Annotated in this window: 16 protein-coding genes; 8 read left to right on the plus strand and 8 right to left on the minus strand. The window is 60.6% G+C overall.

Annotation, left to right across the window (positions count from 1 at the left end):
- Nucleotides 1-74: 74 nt before the first annotated feature.
- On the minus strand, nt 75-905 hold the full coding sequence (gene queF, locus ACOYXI_RS09990) for an NADPH-dependent 7-cyano-7-deazaguanine reductase QueF (RefSeq protein ID WP_461674802.1): 831 nt from the start codon (nt 903-905) through the stop codon (nt 75-77).
- A 61-nt stretch (nt 906-966) separates the two neighbouring features.
- Nucleotides 967-1,500: a copper-resistant cuproprotein CopI gene (copI, locus tag ACOYXI_RS09995; RefSeq protein WP_098964793.1), complete on the minus strand. Its 534-nt coding sequence runs from the start codon at nt 1,498-1,500 to the stop codon at nt 967-969.
- Nucleotides 1,501-1,654: 154 nt separating this feature from the next.
- Between copI and ACOYXI_RS10000 the strand changes: the two genes are divergently transcribed.
- Entirely contained in the window at nt 1,655-2,335 is a 681-nt protein-coding gene (locus tag ACOYXI_RS10000) for a heavy metal response regulator transcription factor (RefSeq protein ID WP_098964794.1), read from the plus strand.
- On the plus strand, nt 2,335-3,684 hold the full coding sequence (locus ACOYXI_RS10005) for a heavy metal sensor histidine kinase (RefSeq protein ID WP_461674803.1): 1,350 nt from the start codon (nt 2,335-2,337) through the stop codon (nt 3,682-3,684). Before ACOYXI_RS10000 ends, ACOYXI_RS10005 begins: the two co-directional genes overlap by 1 nt.
- Nucleotides 3,685-3,792: 108 nt before the next feature.
- Here the strand turns inward: ACOYXI_RS10005 and ACOYXI_RS10010 are convergent, their stop codons facing one another.
- The 3 genes from ACOYXI_RS10010 to ACOYXI_RS10020 form a co-directional block, all read right to left on the minus strand.
- On the minus strand, nt 3,793-5,037 hold the full coding sequence (locus ACOYXI_RS10010; protein WP_041068958.1) for a lipoprotein-releasing ABC transporter permease subunit: 1,245 nt from the start codon (nt 5,035-5,037) through the stop codon (nt 3,793-3,795).
- Between the two features lie 169 nt (nt 5,038-5,206).
- A complete protein-coding gene (lolD, locus tag ACOYXI_RS10015; RefSeq protein WP_167797081.1) occupies nt 5,207-5,893 on the minus strand; it encodes a lipoprotein-releasing ABC transporter ATP-binding protein LolD in 687 nt (228 codons plus the stop codon).
- Nucleotides 5,894-5,900: 7 nt separating this feature from the next.
- Entirely contained in the window at nt 5,901-7,151 is a 1,251-nt protein-coding gene (locus tag ACOYXI_RS10020; RefSeq protein ID WP_041068963.1) for a lipoprotein-releasing ABC transporter permease subunit, read from the minus strand.
- A 94-nt stretch (nt 7,152-7,245) separates the two neighbouring features.
- On the opposite strand from ACOYXI_RS10020, the gene ACOYXI_RS10025 reads away from it, so the two are divergent.
- Together ACOYXI_RS10025 and ACOYXI_RS10030 are read left to right on the plus strand one after the other, a co-directional pair.
- The gene (locus tag ACOYXI_RS10025) at nt 7,246-7,827 is read left to right on the plus strand and encodes a PilZ domain-containing protein (RefSeq protein ID WP_007968195.1); all 582 of its coding nucleotides are present in this window, start codon (nt 7,246-7,248) and stop codon (nt 7,825-7,827) included.
- Nucleotides 7,828-7,841: 14 nt separating this feature from the next.
- Nucleotides 7,842-8,564, plus strand: coding sequence for a glycerophosphodiester phosphodiesterase (locus tag ACOYXI_RS10030; protein WP_003226579.1), 723 nt, complete (start codon nt 7,842-7,844; stop codon nt 8,562-8,564).
- Between the two features lie 42 nt (nt 8,565-8,606).
- On the opposite strand, the gene sthA is transcribed toward ACOYXI_RS10030, so the two are convergent.
- Together sthA and ACOYXI_RS10040 are read right to left on the minus strand one after the other, a co-directional pair.
- Complete coding sequence (gene sthA, locus ACOYXI_RS10035; protein WP_003226580.1) at nt 8,607-10,001, minus strand: Si-specific NAD(P)(+) transhydrogenase; 1,395 nt, start codon at nt 9,999-10,001, stop codon at nt 8,607-8,609.
- A 197-nt stretch (nt 10,002-10,198) separates the two neighbouring features.
- Nucleotides 10,199-11,248, minus strand: a complete 1,050-nt coding sequence (locus ACOYXI_RS10040) for an FAD:protein FMN transferase (RefSeq protein WP_461674804.1) — start codon at nt 11,246-11,248, stop codon at nt 10,199-10,201.
- A gap of 72 nt (nt 11,249-11,320) precedes the next feature.
- On the opposite strand from ACOYXI_RS10040, the gene tcuC reads away from it, so the two are divergent.
- Nucleotides 11,321-12,622, plus strand: a complete 1,302-nt coding sequence (gene tcuC / locus ACOYXI_RS10045; RefSeq protein WP_096797170.1) for an MFS transporter — start codon at nt 11,321-11,323, stop codon at nt 12,620-12,622.
- 181 nt (nt 12,623-12,803) lie between these two features.
- Here tcuC and ACOYXI_RS10050 read toward each other — a convergent pair whose 3' ends face one another.
- Nucleotides 12,804-14,267, minus strand: a complete 1,464-nt coding sequence (locus ACOYXI_RS10050) for a glyceraldehyde-3-phosphate dehydrogenase (protein ID WP_003226583.1) — start codon at nt 14,265-14,267, stop codon at nt 12,804-12,806.
- A gap of 354 nt (nt 14,268-14,621) precedes the next feature.
- Here ACOYXI_RS10050 and mfd point away from each other — a divergent pair, with 354 nt between their 5' ends.
- From mfd to ACOYXI_RS10065, 3 genes are read left to right on the plus strand one after another with little or no spacing between them, the layout of a single operon-like run.
- On the plus strand, nt 14,622-18,071 hold the full coding sequence (gene mfd, locus ACOYXI_RS10055) for a transcription-repair coupling factor (RefSeq protein WP_150369287.1): 3,450 nt from the start codon (nt 14,622-14,624) through the stop codon (nt 18,069-18,071).
- A gap of 10 nt (nt 18,072-18,081) precedes the next feature.
- A complete protein-coding gene (locus ACOYXI_RS10060) occupies nt 18,082-18,648 on the plus strand; it encodes a CsiV family protein (protein ID WP_134786954.1) in 567 nt (188 codons plus the stop codon).
- Nucleotides 18,649-18,659: 11 nt separating this feature from the next.
- Entirely contained in the window at nt 18,660-21,350 is a 2,691-nt protein-coding gene (locus ACOYXI_RS10065; protein WP_139055638.1) for a DEAD/DEAH box helicase, read from the plus strand.
- The last annotated feature ends 106 nt before the right edge of the window (nt 21,351-21,456 follow it).

Below are 21,456 nucleotides of genomic sequence, written 5' to 3' on the forward strand. Positions count from 1 at the left end.
AGCGGTCTGTCAGCCAATGCATCATCAACTGACAGACCGCTTTCGCGAGCAAGCCCGCTCCACAATTCAGATGTTTATTGACGGACCAGGCGGTGGTTCGGCAACTGCACAGATTCAGTGCTGCGATACGGGTTGATATCCAGCCCGCCCCGGCGCACATACCGTGCAAACACCGTGAGTTTCTCCGGCTTCAGCAAACGTTGCAGGTCGAGGAAGATCCGCTCCACGCACTGTTCGTGGAAGTCCGAATGCTGGCGGAAACTGACGATGTACTCCAGCAGGCTCGCGTGATCCAGCGCCGCGCCGCGATATTCAACTACTACGCTGCCCCAGTCCGGCTGACTGGTCACCGGGCAATTGGATTTGAGCAGATGGCTGTGCACGCTCTCTTCGACAATCCGCGAATCATCGCAACGCAGCAGTTCCGGACGCGGATGCTCATAGTTGCTGACGCTGATGTCCAGATCGTCGATGCACACGCCCGGCAACGCCACGACGCCTTCGGCCTCGACGTCCTTCAGGCTGCGTACCCGTACGCCGACCGGTTTGCCGGCAGCGGCCGACAGGTCCTTGACCAGCGTCGCCTCCAGGCTGGCGATATCGGCAAACGGTGTCTGATTCAGCGAGTTCAGGTACAACTTGAACGACTTCGATTCGATAATGTTCGGCGAATCCGCCGGAATGCTGAATTCACCGATCGCCACCACCGGCTTGCCCGATGGCAACAACCACGACAGTTCGAAGCAATTCCAGAAATCCACGCCTTTATACGGCAGGGTTTCGGCGGTCAGGCCCAGCTCGGCCCATTTCGCGGTGCGCGGAATCGGGAACAGCAGGGACGGCGTGTACGTGGCGATGTATTCGCTGGATTTGCCCAGCGGCGAATGTTCGGCTGCGGGATGCATGGCGGAAACCTGACTGAAGAATCAGCGGATTCTATCAGCCTTTGCGCCCGCCTTTGAGTGCTTACTGACTGACAGTCAGTTTGCCGACCATGCCCGCCTGGTAGTGACCGGGAATATTGCAGGCAAATTCCAGGCTGGTGGCCTTGCTGAAGGTCCACGTCAGCTCGGCGGTCTTGCCCGGCTCGACCAGCACGCTGTTGGGGTCGTCGTGCTTCATGCCGTGGTCCATGCTGCCGTGATCCATGTCCGCCATGTCGTGGGACATTTCTTTCATGCCGGTAGGCGTGAGCATGCCGCTTTGCTGCATCTGCAACATTTCCTGCTGGTGTTGGGCATGCATCGCCGCGTCACCGAGGTTGAATTCGTGCAGCAACTGGCCTTTATTCACCAGCACAAAGCGAACCGTCTCACCGGCCTTGACCTGAATCGCCTTGGGATCGAACGACATGTCGTTCAGTACAACTTCAATGCTGCGAGTAGCCTTGGCTGCTGGTGCCGGTTGGCCGAAATCATAGCTGTGCGCGGGTGCGGCCCAGACAGGTGAACTCAGCGCCAGCACACAGGCGGCGACGGCCAGAGGGTTGCGCAAAAACATAGTCATACTCCAACAAGATAAGGTTCAGCCTGTGGGAAACTCTAGCCCGCCTGCGCTGGCAGCTACCTGACAGGCAGATTACAACTTTGTCAGGTTGGCGTGTGTCGGCTGCTCCCACGGTATAACGCTTTTGTTCCTACAACCCGAGTCGCCCATGAAACTGCTGATCGTCGAAGACCAACCGAAAACCGGCCACTACCTGCGCCAGGGCCTGACCGAGGCCGGCTTCAACACAGAACTGGTGGCCGACGGCGTCAGCGGTCAGCAACTGGCGTTGAGCGGGGATTATGCGCTGTTGATTCTCGACGTGATGCTGCCCGGGCGCAGTGGCTGGCAGATTCTGCAGGCGGTGCGCAACGCCGGCCTCGATACGCCGGTACTGTTTCTCACCGCCAAGGACGCCGTGGAAGACCGGGTGCACGGCCTCGAACTCGGCGCCGACGATTATCTGGTCAAACCCTTCGCCTTCTCCGAACTGCTGGCCCGGGTGCGCAGCCTGCTGCGCCGGGGCAGCGCCCTGCCCCAGGAAACCAGTCTGCAACTGGCCGACCTGCGTCTGGACCTGATTCGCCGTCGGGTCGAACGCAGTGGCCAGCGCATCGACCTCACCGCCAAGGAATTCGCCCTGCTGGAAATGCTTCTGCGCCGTCAGGGTGAAGTGCTGCCGAAATCGCTGATTGCCTCGCAAGTCTGGGACATGAACTTCGACAGCGACACCAACGTGATCGAAGTGGCGATCCGGCGCCTGCGCCTGAAGATCGACGATGACTTCCCCAACAAACTGATCCACACCGTGCGCGGCATGGGTTACGTGCTTGAAGAGCGTCCGGCCTGATGCGTCGCCTGTCGCTGACTTCTCGTCTGGCGCTGCTCTTTGCCGCCTGCACCGCCGTGGTCTCGCTATTCGCCGGGGTGCTGTTCAGCCGCGCCAGCGAGGCGCACTTCATTGAGCTCGATCAGCAATTGCTGGACGGCAAGCTGATCGGTTTGCGCCGAGCCTTGCAGGATGTGCAACCCGTTCAGCGTGAGGCGCGGCTGGCGGATGAGCTGAGCCGTCAGGCCGATCTGGCGCTGCGTATTACCGGCAGTGACGGCCAGCGCTGGTACGACAGCTCGATCAATTTACCGCAGGACTTGCCGCAACAGCCGGGCCTGTCGACCATCAGCCATGACGGCGCCGACTACCGCGTGCTCAACGCCCCGCTCCACCCGGATCAACCCGACTCGCCACAACTGACGCTGCTGCTGGACATCACCCACCACCAGCACTTTTTGCAACGCATGCAGCACCTGATCTGGCTGACCGTCGGGCTGTCGGCGCTGGCCACCGCGCTGCTCGGCGCCTGGGCTGCACGCAGCGGCTTGCGTCCGCTGCGGCGCATGAGTGCAGTGGCGCGTGGGATTTCCGCACATTCGCTCAACGCCCGACTGCCGGAAGCGCAAATGCCGCCAGAACTTGCGGAAATGGCCCACAGCTTCAACGCCATGCTCGGACGCCTCGACGACTCGTTTCAACGGTTGTCGGCGTTCTCTGCCGACATCGCCCATGAACTGCGCACACCGCTGTCGAATCTGCTGACCCACACCCAGGTCACCCTCACCCGCCCGCGACCGATCGAGGATTACCGCGAAGCCCTGCACAGCAATCTCGAAGAACTGCAATGGATGGCGCAACTGGTCAACGACATGCTTTATCTGGCCAAGGCTGATCACGGTTTGCTGATGCCCAAGCGTGAGGCACTGGAGCTGGCGGATGAGAGCGATGTGTTGCTGGAGTTTTTCGCGCCACTGGCCGAGGACGCCGGGGTGACACTGAGCCGCGAAGGTCATGCGCGCATGGAAGGTGATCGCAATATGTTGCGCCGGGCCTTGTCGAATCTGCTGGATAACGCGCTGCGCTTCACCCCGGCGACGGGCAGCGTGCGCCTCTCCATCGTCGATCAACCGCACATAGCGCAGGTGTCGGTGGAGAACAGTGGCGAAGGCATTTCGGCAGAGTTGTTGCCACGGCTGTTTGACCGGTTTTATCGAGCAGATCCGGCGCGGCAGGAAGGCAGCAGTGAACATGCGGGGCTGGGGCTGGCGATTACCCAATCGATCGTCCGCGCCCATGGTGGGCAGATTCATTGCGAATCGGCTGCGGGGTGGACGCGGTTTGTGATTGAGTTGCCCAAGAAGGATTGAGGCCGACAGTTCCGGCCCCTTCGCGAGCAAGCTCGCTCCCACATTGGATTCGTGAACGACACAGATCCAGTGTGGGAGCGGGCTTGCTCGCGAAGGCGATATTGAAGCTTACGAATATCTCAGCGCATGCGCCGGCTCGATCTTCGCCGCCCGCAACGCCGGGTACACCGTCGCCAGGAAGCTCAGAATAAAGCCCGCCGAGCAGATCAACAGCACATCCCCGCCCTGCAATTCCGAAGGCAGGTTGCTGACGAAGTACACGTCGGAACTGAAGATGTGCTGCCCGGTAACGCGCTCAACCCAGCCGACCATCTCGCTGACATTCAGTGCCGCGATCACGCCGAGCACGCCGCCAATCAGTGTGCCGACAATGCCGATCACCGTACCCTGCACCATGAAGATCGCCATGATCTGCCGTGGCGTGGCGCCGATGGTACGCAGGATCGCGATGTCTGCGCCTTTGTCGTTCACCACCATGATCAGCGTGGCGATGATGTTGAACGCCGCCACAGCGACGATCATCAGCAACAGCAGGCCGATCATGGTTTTTTCCATTTTCATCGCGCTGAACAGGCTACCCTGGGTGTGAGTCCAGTCGTCAGCCTTGAACTCGGCACCGAGGCCTGCGGCGATGTCCGAGGAGACTTTCGGCGCGGCGTACAGATCCTTCACCGCCAGGCGCACGCTCTGCACCTGATTCGGCTGCCAGTGCTGCATGGTCGCGGCATCGGCCACGTGGATCAGCCCCATCGAACCGTCCAGTTCGGCGCCGACCTTGAACACACCGACCACGTTCAGGCGCTGCATGCGCGGGGTAATGCCCCCCGGTGCGGTGCTGACCTCCGGGACGATCAAGGTGATCTTGTCGCCGACGTTGAGGCGGAAGCGGCGCGCGGTGATTTCACCGATCACTACACCGAACTCGCCCGGTTTCAGGTCATCGAGACGTCCCTGCACAATGTGCTGGGCCACGATCGACACCTTGCCTTCCTGGGCCGGATCAACACCGCTGATCTGGATCGGCTGCATCAGGCCCTTGTAGGACAGCATGCCTTCCATCTCGGTGAACGGCACGGCGGCGGTCACTTCAGGATTTTTCAGCGCGGCGGCGGCGACCGGCTGCCAGTCATCGATCGGCTTGACGCCAACGATGGTCGCGTGCGGCACCATGCCGAGGATGCGCGAGCTCATTTCACGCTGGAAGCCGTTCATCACCGACAGCACCACGATCATCGCCAGCACGCCGAGGGCGAGCCCGATCATCGAAGTCATCGAGATGAACGAAACAAAGCGATTGCGGCGCTTGGCGCGGGTATAGCGCGTGCCGATAAAGATCGATAACGGTCTGAACATTCGCTGGGGCACCGTATAAAAAATCAAGCTTAAAAAAGCGGCCAATCGCTTGAGAGCGTAGCGAGCGAAGGAAAGACAAGGCAAAAACAGGCGAGGAAGCGGAGTCTACTGGCTGTAAATGAGCATTCCGAGCCTGTTTTTAACGCAGTATTTCCGAGCGCAGTAGCTCTCAAGGGATTGGAGTCAGGCAGCCTTCCTGCAATTGAAGGACGCGGTCCATCTGGCGGGCCAGGTTCATGTCGTGAGTCACCACCAGGAACGCCGTGCGCATTGAAGTGCTGAGTTCCAGCATCAAGTCCTGGATGCCTTCGGCGGTGTGCGAATCAAGGTTGCCGGTTGGCTCGTCGAGCATCACCAGGCCTGGATTGTTCACCAGCGCACGGGCGATAGCCACACGCTGGCGTTCACCACCGGACAGCTCGGCCGGTTTGTGCTCCAGACGATGGCCCAGCCCCACCCGCTCCAGCAACGCGGTAGCGCGCTGACGTGCTTGCGGGATCGCGGTCTTGCCGATCAGCAGCGGCATGCAGACGTTTTCCAGCGCGGTGAATTCCGGCAGCAAGTGGTGGAACTGGTACACGAACCCCAAGGCACGGTTACGCAGCAGGCCACGCTTCTTCTCGCTCAGCGCCGACAGTTCTTCGCCGTCGAGCCAGACGCTGCCTTCAGTCGGCGTGTCGAGACCGCCGAGCAGGTTGAGCAAGGTACTTTTGCCGGAACCGGACTTGCCGACGATCGCCACACGCTCGCCCGGGTGCAACTCCAGTTGCAGACCGGCCAACACTTGCACCGACTCCGGGCCTTCCTCGTAGGATTTGCCCAGGTTGCGGCAGCTCAAAATTGCTTTATCACTCATGCCCGACTCACTCATAACGTAGCGCCTCCGCCGGCTGGGTGCGCGCAGCACGCCAGGCGGGATACAGGGTGGCGAGGAAACTCAGGACCAACGCAGCAGCGCAGACCATGACCACGTCCTGGCTCTGCACCTGCGACGGCAGGTAATCAATGAAATACACATCGGCGTTGAGGAACTTGTGGCCGATCAGCCCTTCGAGGGCGGAAATCGCCGCACTGACGTTGAGCGCAGCGAGAATACCGAGCACCGCACCAATCGCCGTACCGACCACGCCGATCACGGTGCCCTGCACCATGAACGTGCGCATGATCGTCCCCGGCGTGGCGCCGAGGGTACGCAGAATGGCGATGTCGCTTTTCTTGTCATTTACCACCATCACCAGCGTGGAAATGATATTGAACGCAGCCACCGCGACGATCAGCAGCAACAGCAGGCCGATCATGGCTTTTTCCATGCGGATCGCCTGATACAGGTTGCCGTGGGTACGGGTCCAGTCGCGGGCGTAGTAATGGTCTTCGCCCAACTGCTGGGCGATGGTCCAGGCCACGCGCGGCGCCTGGAACAGATCATCGAACTTCAACCGGATGCCCTGCACCTGATCAGGCTTCCAGCGGTGCATCTTCGCCAGATCCTGCAGGTTGGTGACACCCAGATAGCCGTCCAGCTCACCGGCGCCGACATGGAAAATGCCGACCACGGTAAAGCGCTTCATGCGCGGGAACATCCCGGCGGGGGTCACGCTGACCTCCGGCGCGACGAAGGTGACCTTGTCACCGAGGCCCACGCCGAGCTTGGTCGCAGCCTTGTCGCCGATGACGATGCCGAAGCTGCCCGGCGTCAGGTCGTCGAGTTTGCCCTGCTTCATGAAGTTGTCGATGATCGACACATTGCGCTCGAGCGCGGGGTCGATGGCGTTGAGCAACACCTTGGACACCTGGCCGTTGTTGGTCAGCAAACCCTGCATCTGAGTAAACGGCGCAACGGCCGTCACCTCAGGGTTGCGCTTGACCTTGGCGGCCAGGCTCTGCCAATCGTTGATCGGTTCGCCGGTTTCAAGAGTCGCGTGGGGCACCATGCCCAACACGCGGGTGCGCATCTCATGATCGAAGCCGTTCATCACCGAAAGCACCACGATCATCACGATCACGCCGAGGGCGAGCCCGATCATCGAAGTCAGGGAAATGAATGACACAAAATGATTGCGACGCTTTGCACGGGTATAACGCGTGCCGATAAATACGAAGAGAGGTCTGAACATGTCGGGGCTTGTTCGGAGGGAAAAGGAACGTCCTTGTGGCGGGGGTCGATAACCAGCTTTACACTCAGACCACCGCCGCTACCATGGGTTCGCCATGTCGACATTAGATGAAGAAGATCGCCGCGAATACTACCGTATCGAGGACATGATCGCACTGGAAATTCGGCCCCTGTCCGCTCCCGAAGCCGCAGGCCAGGAAGTGTTGCAGGATGCTTCCCCGCTGTTCAACCTGCTCAGCGAACTGCACCTGAGCGAATTCGAGTCGCAGCACCTGTTACGCCAGATCAGCGAGCGCGACCGGGCGATCGCCGCGTTTCTCAAATCCCAGAACAAACGCATCGACCTGCTCAGCCAGGTGGTCGCCCTGACCGTGCTCGGCCATATCGGCGAGCCGCAACCGGTGATCATCTCCGAAGGCGGGATCGACTTTCAGCACCCGACCCCGATTGCCACTGGCGCGCACCTTTCGGTGAAACTGGTGCTGATGCCGCAGGCACTGGGCCTGCTGCTGCGCGCCCGCGTCACCCATTGCGACCGCAAGGGCGACGGCTACGACGTCGGCACCGAGTTCGAACACTTGACCGACGCCCAGCGCCAGTTGCTCGCCCGCTATATCTTGCAGAAACAGGCCCAGGAACGACGCCTGGCCCGTGAACAGAACGAATCAGGCATTTAAATTAAGGAAGCACCGTGACCCTCATCTACGGCCACCGCGGCGCCAAGGGCGAAGCACCGGAAAATACCCTGACCAGTTTTCAGGAATGTCTCAAGCACGGCGTGCGCCGTTGCGAACTGGATCTGCACCTGTCCAAGGACGGCGAGCTGATGGTGATCCACGACCCGACCCTCAAGCGCACCACCGACCGGCGCGGCAAGGTGGTCGAGCACACCGCCGCCGAACTGGTGACCTACGACGCGCGCAAGGGCGGCCCGGGTTGGATCAAGCCGTGCCCGATTCCGACACTGGAAGAGCTGTTCGAAAAATGTGATTTCGAGCACTGGCAGCTGGAAGTCAAAAGTGCATCGCGCACCCGCGCCGCGACTACCGTACTGGCGATTCGCGAAATGGCCCAGCGTCATGGCCTGCTGGACAAGGTCACCATCACTTCGAGCTCGCGGGAAGTGCTGAAAGCGGCGCTGGACCTGGTACCGGACGTGTCGCGTGGACTGGTGGCCGAATACGCCTGGCTCGACCCGCTAAAGGTCGCGGCCAGCTATGGCTGTGAGATTCTGGCTCTGAACTGGACGCTGTGTACGCCGGAACGCCTGCAGAAGGCGCAGCGTCAGGGGCTGCATGTCTCGGTGTGGACCGTCAACGAGCCTGCGCTGATGCGCAGACTCGCCGACTTCGGCGTTGACAGCCTGATTACAGACTTTCCCGGTTTGGCCACTGCCACCCTCGAGAATTGCTGAAATCGGTCTCCCCGGCCGGCTCAGGCCACCGGCCGGAGCCCGTCAAAAAAGCCGGTTGAGGCCGTCGTACGCCGCTACCCGATAGGCTTCGGCCATTGTCGGGTAGTTGAACGTGGTGTTGACGAAGTACTTCAGCGTATTCAACTCGCCCGGCTGGCTCATGATCGCCTGACCGATGTGCACGATCTCCGACGCCTGATAACCGAAGCAGTGGACGCCCAGCACTTCCAGGGTTTCACGGTGGAACAGGATCTTCAGCATGCCTTGCGGCTCGCCGGCGATCTGCGCACGCGCCATGCTCTTGAAGAACGCCTTGCCGACTTCGTACGGCACCTTGGCCTGGGTCAGCTCCTGCTCGTTCTTGCCGATCGAACTGATCTCCGGAATGGTGTAGATACCGGTCGGCACGTCATTCACAAAGCGCCAGCTGCCGTTATCGACGATGCTGCCGGCAGCCGAACGACCCTGGTCGTGGGCGGCACTGGCCAGGCTCGGCCAGCCGATCACGTCGCCAGCGCCATAGATGTTCGGCACGCAGGTGCGGTAGGCCTCGTCGACTTCGATCTGGCCACGGCTGTTGACCTTGACGCCGATGTTTTCCAGACCGAGCTGGTCGGTATTGCCGGTACGGCCGTTGCACCAGAGCAAGGCGTCGGCCTTGATCTTCTTGCCGGACTTCAGGTGCAGGATCACACCGTTGTCCACACCTTCAACGCGATCGTAGTCCTCGTTGTGGCGCACGGTGATGTTGTTGTTGCTGAAGTGATAGCTCAACGCCTGGGAGATTTCCGAGTCGAGGAAGCTCAACAACTGACCACGGTTGTCCACCAGCTCAACCAATACACCCAGACCGCTGAAGATCGAAGCGTATTCACAGCCGATCACGCCGGCGCCGTACACGATCAGTTTGCGCGGGGTGTGGCCGAGGCTGAGGATGGTGTCGCTATCGTAGATACGCGGGTGATTGAAATCGATGTCCGCCGGGCGATAAGGGCGCGAACCGGTGGCGATGATGATGTGCTTGGCCACCAGTTTCTCGACCACGCCGTTGGCGCAGACCACTTCGATGGTTTGCTCGTCGGCGAAGCTGCCGGTGCCGAAGAACACGTCGACGCGGTTACGGGCGTAGTAGCCAGTGCGCGAAGCGACTTGTTTGGAAATGACTTTCTCGGCGCTTTTCAACACGTCCGGGAAGGAGAACCAGCGCGGTTCGCCGATCGCCCGGAACATCGGGTTGGTGTTGAACTGCATGATCTGCCGCACCGAGTGACGCAGGGCCTTGGACGGGATGGTTCCCAGGTGGGTGCAGTTGCCGCCGACCTGGCGACGGCTGTCGACCATTGCCACCTTGCGCCCCGCTTTGGCGGCGTTCATTGCCGCGCCTTCTCCCGCCGGGCCGGAACCCAACACCACCACGTCGTAGTTGTAGACAGCCATGCGTACTCCTCAGAACAGGCCGCGGTGCCAGCAGCACCGGCGGCTAAATCACGCCGAATCGTGGCGCGAAGGAACAATTGGGGGTCAGTAAAGAACCCGGACACAGTCTATAGAAGCGTCAACGCCGCGCACATTAACCCTTGGTCGCGTCGTAGGCTACTTTTGCCTGCACTACAACGCCAGCTTTCGTACTGTTTTCAGTCAATTTTTGCGCCACTGAGGCGTTCGAAAGCCGCACTGGTGCGGATAACAAAACCTGTATCGGCACGAATCACGAAGAATGCACCAATGTCATGTTTTTCGGCATAGTCCCAAGCCCGTTCAGGCCCGAGAATCAGCAACAGCGTCGATAGTCCATCGGCCATCAACGCTGAAGGATGAATTACCGTGACTGACGCCAGGTTATGTAGGACCGGTGCCCCGCTCCGTGCATCGAAGGTGTGGGAATAACGCCGGCCACCTTGCAGGAAATAGTTACGGTAATCACCGGAGGTGGAAACGCCGTAGCCGTCGACCTCAATGATCCGTTCGGCCACCTGCTGATCGTCTCGCGGCTCTTCCAGCGCAATACGCCAGGATGAGCCATCAAGCTTCTTGCCCTTGGCCTTTAGCTCACCGGTGGCTTCGGCGAGATAGTCATGGATGCCCATCGACTCGAGCCTGGCGGCGATGGTGTCGACCGCGTAACCGGCGGCGATGCTGTTGAAGTCGACTTCGACAGCGGCGTCCTTGCACAAGCGGTCGCCGTCGATATGCAAATGGCGGTAGCCGACTCGCTGCAGGGTTTCGGCCAGCGCGGCGGAGTCGGGGACTTTCTCTTCACGCCCTTGCGGGCCGAACCCCCACAGGTTCATCAGCGGTTCGACAGTCAGGTCGTAGGAACCTTCGCTTTGCTCCGACAGCTGCTCGCCGACACGGACCAATTCGAGCACGGCAGCCGGCATGGTCTGACAGCTGTTCGCTGGCAAGGCATTGAAACGTTCGATGTCGGAGTCACTGCGATAGGTCGACATCTGCCGATCCACTTCCGCGAGGATAGCCTCCACTTCTCGGCGAACTTGCGCCGGTTCGGCAACACCGGTGTGTCGCACGTACTTGATCGAATACGTGCTGCCCATGGTCGCCCCCCCAAAGCTTTCCATGGACTCACCGCTGCCGCAGGCAGCGAGAAAAACCGCGACACTCACAAGCCAAACCCACCGTCCAGTGAACAATTCTTCATCTCCCCATAAAAGCGCGCCGGCCATTATGGATCAAAGGCCCGCACGCTCCCCAACGGATGCAACGCGTCATAAGAAACCAATAATGAGTAACTGAAAATGTCCTCGACCACGGGCAAAGGCAAAGCGATTTTTCGCGTTGTCAGCGGCAATTTTCTCGAGATGTTCGACTTTATGGTCTATGGCTTCTACGCCACGGCCATCGCCAAAACCTTCTTCCCGGCCGACAGCGCCTTCGCTTCCCTGATGCTGTCCCTGGCCACCTTCGGTGCCGGTTTCCTGATGCGTCCGCTGGGCGCGATCTTCCTTGGTGCCTACATTGACCGTCACGGTCGTCGCCAGGGCCTGATCATTACCCTTGCGTTGATGGCCGCCGGTACGATCCTGATCGCCTGCGTGCCGGGCTATGCCACTCTGGGTGTCGCAGCGCCGTTGATCGTGCTGTTCGGTCGCTTGCTGCAAGGCTTCTCGGCCGGCGTCGAGCTGGGCGGTGTTTCGGTGTATCTGGCGGAAATCGCCACGCCGGGCCGCAAAGGCTTTTTCGTCAGTTGGCAGTCCGCCAGCCAGCAGGCGGCGGTGGTGTTTGCCGGCCTGCTCGGAGTGGGTCTCAACCACTGGCTGAGCCCGGAACAGATGGGTGACTGGGGCTGGCGCGTGCCGTTCCTGATCGGCTGCATGATTGTTCCGGTGATCTTCGTCATTCGTCGTTCGCTGGAGGAAACCCCGGAATTCCAGGCGCGTAAACATCGTCCTACCCTGCGGGAAATCGTCCGCTCGATCGGTCAGAACTTCGGCATCGTCATCGCCGGCATGGCGCTGGTGGTGATGACCACGGTTTCGTTCTACCTGATCACCGCCTACACCCCGACCTTCGGCAAGGCTGAACTGCATCTGTCGGATTTCGACGCGCTGCTGGTGACCGTGTGCATCGGTCTGTCGAACTTCTTCTGGCTGCCGGTGATGGGCGCGGTGTCCGACAAGATCGGGCGCAAACCCCTACTGCTGGCGGCGACGATTCTGGCGATCCTGACCGCCTACCCGGCGCTGTCGTGGCTGGTGGCGAACCCGAGCTTCAGTCATCTGCTGATCGTCGAACTGTGGCTGTCGTTCCTGTACGGCTCGTACAACGGCGCAATGGTGGTGGCGCTGACCGAAATCATGCCGGTGGAAGTGCGCACCACCGGATTCTCGCTGGCCTATAGCCTGGCGACGGCGACCTTTGGTGGCTTCACGCCAGCAGCCTGTACTTATCTGATCCATGTGCTGGACAACAAGGCTGCGCCGGGTATCTGGCTCAGCGGTGCGGCGGTGCTGGGACTGATTGCGACGCTGGTGCTGTTCCGTGGCAATAAGCATGAGCTGCGGACTGCGCAAGCGGCCGTGGCAGGTGGCGCCCGATAAAACGCCTTAGGGAGCAAGCCCCCTCCCACAAGGTCCGGTGGTGCCAACATGATTGTGTGAACACCGCCAAACCTGTGGGAGGGGGCTTGCTCCCGAAGAGGCCGGTACAGGCAATAAAGATTCAGCAGGCATAAAAAAACGCCCCGACCTAAGTCGGGGCGTTTTCATTTGCAGCGAAGGCTTAGCGCGGGAACGCTGGCGGGTTTACACCGGCCATGTCTTCCATCACGCGAACCACCTGGCAGCTGTAGCCGAACTCGTTGTCGTACCAGACGTACAGAACAACGCGGTTGTCCTGAACGATGGTCGCTTCAGCGTCGACCACACCGGCGTGACGCGAACCCACGAAGTCAGTGGACACCACTTCCTGCGAGTTGACGAAGTCGATTTGCTTGTGCAGATCGGAGTGCAGCGCCATGTAGCGCAGGTACTCGTTCATCTCTTCACGGCTGGCGGCTTTCTCAAGGTTCAGGTTGAGAATGGCCATCGACACGTTTGGCGTCGGAACGCGGATCGCGTTACCGGTCAGCTTGCCGGCCAGCTCAGGCAGGGCCTTGGCAGCGGCGGTGGCAGCACCGGTCTCGGTGATGACCATGTTCAGCGCGGCGGAACGGCCACGGCGATCGCCCTTGTGGAAGTTGTCGATCAGGTTCTGGTCGTTGGTGTACGAGTGAACGGTTTCGACGTGACCGTTGATGATGCCGAACTTGTCATTCACAGCCTTCAGCACCGGCACGATGGCGTTGGTGGTGCAGGAAGCGGCGGACACGATCTTGTCGTCAGCGGTGATTTCGTTGTGGTTGATACCGTGAACGATGTTCTTCAGCTTGCCTTTGCCAGGCGCGGTCAGAACAACGCGAGCGACACCCGGGCATTGCAGGTGCTGACCCAGGCCATCGGCGTCACGCCATACACCGGTGTTGTCCACCAGCAGCGCGTCTTTGATGCCGTACTGGGTGTAATCCACCTCGGTCGGGTTCTTCGCGTAGATCACCTGGATCAGGTTACCGTTGGCGGTGATGGTGTTGTTTTCTTCGTCGATGACGATGGTGCCGTTGAACGGACCGTGTACCGAATCGCGACGCAGCAGGCTGGCGCGCTTGGTCAGGTCGTTTTCGGCGCCTTTGCGCACGACGATGGCACGCAGACGCAGACCGTCGCCACCACCGGTTTTCTCGATCAGGATGCGCGCCAGCAGACGACCGATACGACCGAAGCCGTACAGCACAACGTCAGTGCCTTTGCGGGCCGAAGCGTTTTGCTGACCAACCACGTCAGCCAGTTCTTCACGCACGAACTGCTCGGCGCTGCGGCCATTGCCTTCGCTGCGGAATTTGAACGCCAACTTGCCCAGGTCTACCGAAGCCGCGCCGAGCTTGAGCTCGCTCATGGCTTTCAGCAGAGGGAATGTTTCGTGGACGGAGAGTTCGCTATCGTCGGAGGAACGGTGGCGAGCAAAGCGATGAGCTTTGAGAATCGCGATGACAGACTGGTTGATCAGGCTGCGGCCATAGATCGAGCTCACCACGTTGTTATTGCGGTAGAGCTGACCGATAAGCGGAATCATCGCTTCTGCGAGTGCTTCACGGTCGATCCATTCACCAAGACACTGGTCGGGCTTCTGAGTCACGGGAACCTTCCACATGTAGGGGCAGAAAAAAGGGGCTACATTATGCCGCCGAGAACCTCTTGTAGCAATGCGCGCTTGTCGCGCAATCGGTAACAAAATTCCGTTCAAAAAAATCACGCCCCGCGCCAGCCCAGTAAAACCGGGGCTTCCAGCGCAGTCAATTTTTCGACGACTGTTAGACGATGTCTGTAACCCTCCGTAACACCAGTCGATTTCGGCACTACATAACCACTAAAAAAGTGCTCTTTTTTATGGTTACCACTACATTTTGCGCAAACCGCGAAGATAGACGCAGTCTGCAACTGACAGCCGGCACCTGACGCCGCTACAATTACCGACTTTGTCGCAAAGCCTGGAGCTCAACCTTCCGTGCCCGTTCTGCGTCTACCGCTTCTCCCTGCCGCGGCAGGTAAACAGCATTGGGGCAACCTGCCCGGTGCTGCCCTCAGCCTCGCGATTGCCGAGGCTGCCAGCGCTGCCAAGCGCTTCACCCTGCTACTGACCGCCGACAGCCAGAGTGCCGAACGGCTGGAACAGGAGCTGAGTTTCTTCGCCCCGGATTTGCCCGTACTGCATTTCCCCGACTGGGAAACCCTGCCGTACGATCTGTTCTCGCCGCACCAGGACATCATTTCCCAGCGTATCGCCAGCCTTTATAGGCTGCCGGAACTGGCGCACGGCGTGCTGGTGGTGCCAATCACCACCGCCCTGCACCGCCTGGCGCCGACCAAGTTCCTGCTCGGCAGCAGTCTGGTGCTGGATGTCGGGCAGAAGCTCGATGTCGAACAGATGCGCTCGCGGCTTGAGGCCAGCGGCTATCGCTACGTCGATACGGTTTACGAGCACGGCGAGTTCACCGTACGCGGCGCGCTGATCGACCTGTTCCCGATGGGCAGCAAACTGCCCTATCGCATCGACCTGTTCGACGACGAAATCGAAACCCTGCGCACCTTCGATCCGGAAAACCAGCGTTCCATCGACAAGGTCGATTCGGTCAAGCTGCTGCCGGCCCGAGAGTTCCCGCTGCAGAAAGATGCGGTCACCCGCTTCAAGGCGCGCTTTCGCGAGCGTTTCGACGTCGACTTCCGGCGCTGCCCGATCTTCCAGGACTTGAGCAGCGGCATCACCCCGGCCGGTATCGAGTACTACCTGCCGCTGTTCTTCGACGAAACCTCGACACTGTTCGATTACCTGCCGCAGGACACTCAAGTGTTCTCGCTGCCGGGTATCGAACAAGCGGCAGAAAACTTCTGGAACGACGTGCGCAATCGCTACGAAGAGCGCCGCGTCGATCCATCGCGCCCTCTATTGCCGCCTGCGGAATTGTTCCTGCCGGTGGAAGACTGCTTCGCCCGCCTCAAGAGCTGGCCACGGGTCGTCGCCAGTCAGCAGGACGTCGAATCCGGTGCCGGCCGCGAGCGCTTCCCGGCGCAAGCGTTGCCGAACCTGGCGATCGAAGCCAAGGCCACACAACCGTTGGCAGCGCTTTCGGCATTTCTCGACGAATTCCCTGGACGCGTGCTGTTCACCGCCGAATCCGCGGGCCGGCGTGAAGTTCTGCTGGAGCTGCTGGAACGTCTGAAGCTGCGGCCGAAAACCGTCGACAGCTGGCCGGACTTCGTTTCGAGCAAGGATCGTCTGGCGATCACCATTGCGCCGCTCGACGAAGGCTTGATGCTCGATGACCCGGCGCTAGCGCTGGTGGCCGAGAGCCCGCTGTTCGGTCAGCGCGTCATGCAGCGTCGTCGCCGGGAAAAACGCGCCGACGCCAACAACGACGCGGTAATCAAGAACCTCACCGAACTGCGCGAAGGCGCGCCGGTGGTGCACATCGATCACGGTGTTGGACGTTATCTGGGCCTGACGATTCTGGAGATCGACAACCAGGCGGCCGAATTTCTTACCCTGGAATATGCGGAGAACGCCAAGCTCTACGTGCCAGTGGCCAACCTGCATCTGATCGCGCGTTACACCGGCAGCGACGACTCACTGGCGCCGCTGCACCGCCTCGGCTCCGAGACCTGGCAGAAAGCCAAGCGCAAAGCCGCCGAACAGGTGCGCGATGTCGCCGCTGAGCTGCTCGACATCTATGCCCGTCGTGCCGCCCGCGAAGGCTACGCGTTTGCCGACCCGAAAGCCGATTACGCGACCTTCAGCGCCGGTTTCCCGTTCGAAGAAACGCCGGACCAGCAAGCGACCATCGAAGCGGTGCGCGAAGACATGCTCGCACCGAAACCGATGGACCGACTGGTCTGCGGCGACGTCGGTTTCGGCAAGACCGAAGTGGCGATGCGCGCCGCGTTCATCGCCGTGCACGGCGGGCGTCAGGTCGCGATTCTGGTGCCGACCACCCTGCTCGCCCAGCAGCACTACAACAGCTTCCGCGACCGCTTCGCCGACTGGCCAGTGACCGTGGAAGTGATGAGCCGCTTCAAATCGGCCAAGGAAGTCAACGCGGCGATCGCCGATCTGGCGGAAGGCAAGATCGACATCGTCATCGGCACGCACAAGCTGCTGTCCGACGACGTGAAGATCAAAAACCTGGGTCTGGTGATCATCGACGAAGAACACCGTTTCGGTGTCCGGCAGAAAGAACAGCTCAAGGCCCTGCGCAGCGAAGTCGACATTCTCACGCTGACCGCCACGCCGATTCCGCGCACGCTGAACATGGCGGTGTCGGGCATGCGCGATCTGTCGATCATCGCCACGCCGCCGGCGCGACGCCTGTCGGTGCGCACCTTCGTCATGGAGCAGAACAAGAGCACGGTCAAAGAGGCCCTGCTGCGTGAACTGCTGCGCGGTGGGCAGGTTTACTACCTGCACAACGACGTGAAGACCATCGAGAAGTGCGCTGCCGATCTCGCCGAACTGGTGCCGGAAGCACGGATCGGCATCGGTCACGGACAGATGCGCGAACGCGAACTCGAACAGGTGATGAGCGACTTCTATCACAAGCGCTTCAACGTGCTGATTGCCTCGACCATCATCGAGACCGGCATCGACGTGCCGAGCGCCAACACCATCATCATCGAGCGCGCCGACAAGTTCGGTCTGGCGCAATTGCACCAGTTGCGCGGACGTGTCGGCCGCAGTCACCACCAGGCTTACGCGTACCTGCTGACGCCGCCACGCCAGCAAATCACTTCGGACGCGGAAAAGCGTCTGGAAGCGATTGCCAACACCCAGGATCTGGGCGCCGGTTTCGTGCTGGCGACCAACGACCTGGAAATCCGTGGCGCCGGCGAACTGCTGGGCGATGGCCAGAGCGGGCAAATTCAGGCCGTGGGTTTTACGTTGTACATGGAGATGCTCGAGCGCGCGGTGAAGTCGATCCGCAAGGGCGAGCAACCGAATCTCGATCAACCGCTCGGCGGTGGCCCGGAGGTCAACCTGCGTGTGCCGGCGCTGATTCCGGAAGACTATCTGCCGGACGTTCACGCCCGCCTGATTCTGTACAAGCGCATCGCTTCGGCCACCGACGAGGAAGGCCTGAAGGATCTGCAAGTGGAGATGATCGATCGTTTCGGCCTGCTGCCGGAGCCGACCAAGAATCTGGTGCGCATCACCGCGCTGAAGTTGCAGGCCGAACAACTGGGCATCAAGAAAGTCGACGGTGGCCCGCAGGGTGGACGCATCGAGTTCGCCGCGCAGACGCCGGTCGACCCGATGACCTTGATCAAACTGATCCAGACTCAGCCAAAACGCTACAAATTCGAAGGCGCCACGATGTTCAAGTTCCAGGTGCCGATGGAACGCCCGGAAGAGCGCTTTAATACTGTAGAGGCGCTGTTCGAGCGCCTCCTCCCGAAAACTGTTTGAAGGACGCCGCATGCGCCTGTTTCGCTCACTGACTTTGCTACTTGCCTTGGTAGCCCCTTCGGTTTTCGCCGATGACCTGTATCAGGTCGAAATGATTCTGGTCCGCCAGAACGCCGTGCCAGCGATCGTCAGCCGTGCCGCCCCGGAAGACTGGGCCGTCGGCGCTCAACGCCTGGGTGATGACAGCCTGCGCACACCTGCGCTCGGCGACGTTGCCAGCAAACTCAGCGCCAGCGGTGATTACAGTGTGCTGATGCACAAGGCCTGGCAGCAGACCCTCGGCGAAGCGCCGACCAAGGTGGCAGTCAGCGACGGCAAGGAACAGTTCGGCCAGTTCCCGATCGAGGGCACGCTGGAAATGAAACTCGGACGCTTCACCGACGTGAACGCCGACTTCTGGGTCAACCAGATCGACGCCAACGGCATGGTCACTGCCAGCGAACACCTGAAACAGGACAGCCACACCAAAAACGGCCAGCTCAACTATCTCGACAACGGCCACCTGGCGCTACTGATCAAGATCACGTCCCTGACGGCGCCCGCCCCTCGGCAAGCCCCTGAAGCGATTCCGGACTGATCGAAGTCCTTATGTCCCCGCCCCTGAGTAAACCGTTGGCACCCTCCTGGGTCAGCCGATTCAAGGAACAGAGCCTGGAGCGTGGCCGCCGCTACGCCCTGGAAAACCGGGTACGCATCGCGCAGGTGGGCGATGCGACCATTACCGCCAGTTGCGAAGGCTCTGGCGGTAACGTCTACCGTCAGACCATTCACTTGCGCGAGTCAGCCAAAGACACCCTGTTGCTGGTTGACGCCACCTGCACCTGCCCGGTGCGCAATAACTGCAAACACTGCGCCGCAGTACTCCTGCAAGTGCAGGAAACCCTCGAATACCCTGCCGCCGCCAAAGACGCCGAACTGCTGGAAAAACTCCAGGCCGTATTGGAGAACCGCAGCCCCAAAGCGCCGCCGCAAGTGTTGGTGGACAACGTGCAACCGCTGCCGCGCCTGTGGCTGGCGAGTGTCGAGTTCAGCGCGTTCGAGCCGCGCAACGGCAAGATGCAGCGCTATATTCAGCATCGGGCGGCGCTGTCGTTCAGCTATCTGGATGAATACGTCAGCGGGCAGAAAAACAGCGACATTCTGATTCGTCAGGAAACCCAGACCCTGCGGATAAAACGCCATCCGGAAGTGGAACAGTCCTACCGCGAACAGTTAAGAATCCTCGGCTTCCGTATCGCCACGCGCCAGAGCAAAGCGCTGCCGGAAAGCGCCGGTGAGCTGTACGAGATGGTCAACGACAGCGCCTGGCTGACGTTTACCCTCAACGAACTGCCGAAGCTGCGCACCCAAGGCTGGGAATTGCAGATCGACGAGGAGTTCGGTTTCGACCTGACCGCCGTCGACGACTGGTACGCCACCGTCGAACAGGCGCCGGAACGCGACTGGTTCGATCTGGAATTGGGGATCATCGTCAATGGTGAGCGCCTGAGCCTGCTGCCGATCCTGCTCAACCTGATGCGCTCGCACACGGAAATCCTTAACCCGGAACGCCTGGCGCGGCGCCGCGATGACGAGCTGATTCTGGTCAATGTGCCGCAACGCAACAGTGAGCACGGGCCGCTGCAAGTGGCGCTGCCCCTTGGCCGACTAAAACCGGTACTGGCAACGCTGGGCGAGTTCTACTTGCAGGAACCGGGCGAAACCACCCTGCGCCTGAGCAAGGCCGACGCCACGCGGCTCAACTCGCTGGAAGGCATTCCCCTGCTGTGGGAGGGTGGCGAACAGATTCGAAGTTTCGCCCAACGCCTGCGCGACATCCGCGACTACAGTGCACAAGCGCCGAAGGGCTTGAACGCGACGTTGCGTCCCTATCAGCTCGAAGGCTTGAGCTGGATGCAGTCCCTGCGTCAGCTTGAGGTCGGCGGGATTCTGGCGGACGACATGGGTCTGGGTAAAACCCTACAGACCCTGGCGCATATTCTCAGCGAGAAAAACGCCGGGCGTCTGGATCGACCGTGCATGGTGGTGATGCCCACCAGCCTGATCCCGAACTGGCTCGACGAAGCCGCGCACTTCACGCCGCAACTGAAAGTGGTCGCGCTGTACGGTGCCGGCCGCAAAAAGCATTTCGAGCATCTGGCCGACTTCGACCTGATCCTGACCACCTATGCACTGCTGCCCAAGGACGTCGAACGGCTGGCACAACAGCCGCTGCACGTTCTGGTGCTCGACGAAGCGCAGTACATCAAGAACCCTAACAGCAAGGCCGCGCAGGCCGCTCGCGAACTCAACGCGCGCCAGCGCCTGTGCCTGAGTGGCACACCGCTGGAAAACCACCTCGGCGAGTTGTGGTCGTTGTTCCACTTTCTGCTGCCGGGCTGGTTGGGCGATGTCAAAAGCTTCAATGCCGACTACCGCGTGCCGATCGAAAAGCGCGCCAGCGAAGTCAGGCTGCAGCACCTCAATGGGCGGATAAAACCGTTTCTGCTGCGCCGCACCAAGGAACAGGTGGCCACCGAACTGCCGCCCAAAACCGAGATCATCCACTGGGTCGATCTCAATGAGGCGCAGCGCGACGTGTACGAAACCATGCGCCTGGCGATGGACAAGAAAGTCCGCGACGAGATCACTCGCAAAGGCGTGGCGCGCAGCCAGATCATCATTCTTGAAGCCCTGCTCAAGCTGCGTCAGGTCTGCTGCGATCTGCGCCTGGTCAACGACGCCACCCTGCCCGCCCGTGGCAGCAGCTCGGGCAAACTCGACAGCCTGATGGAAATGCTCGAAGAGTTGTTCGAAGAAGGTCGGCGGATTCTGCTGTTCTCGCAGTTCACCTCGATGCTGTCACTGATCGAAGACGAACTGAAGAAACGCAACGTGGCCTACGCCTTGCTGACCGGCCAGACCCGCGATCGGCGCACGCCGGTGAAGGAATTCCAGAGCGGCAAGCGTCAGATTTTTCTGATCAGCCTGAAGGCCGGCGGCGTCGGCCTGAACCTGACCGAAGCGGACACGGTGATCCATTACGATCCGTGGTGGAACCCGGCAACCGAGAACCAGGCAACCGACCGCGCCTATCGAATCGGCCAGGAGAAGCCGGTGTTCGTCTACAAGATGATTGCCCGCGGCACGGTGGAAGAGAAGATTCAGCACCTGCAGAAGGAAAAGTCTGACTTGGCAGCAGGCGTACTGGATGGGCGCAAGGCCGGGGACTGGAAACTGCAGAGCGATGATATTGAAGCGCTGTTTGCGCCGTTGCCGGATAAGCTCGACAAGCGCTGAGATGTGCAGTGTTTGCTAGATAGCTTTCGCGAGCAAGCCCGCTCCCACAGTTGGATCGCATTTCCCTTTGTGGGAGCGAGCCTGCTCGCGAACGGATCACCTCAGT

This window comes from Pseudomonas sp. G3-19 (assembly GCF_054855875.1).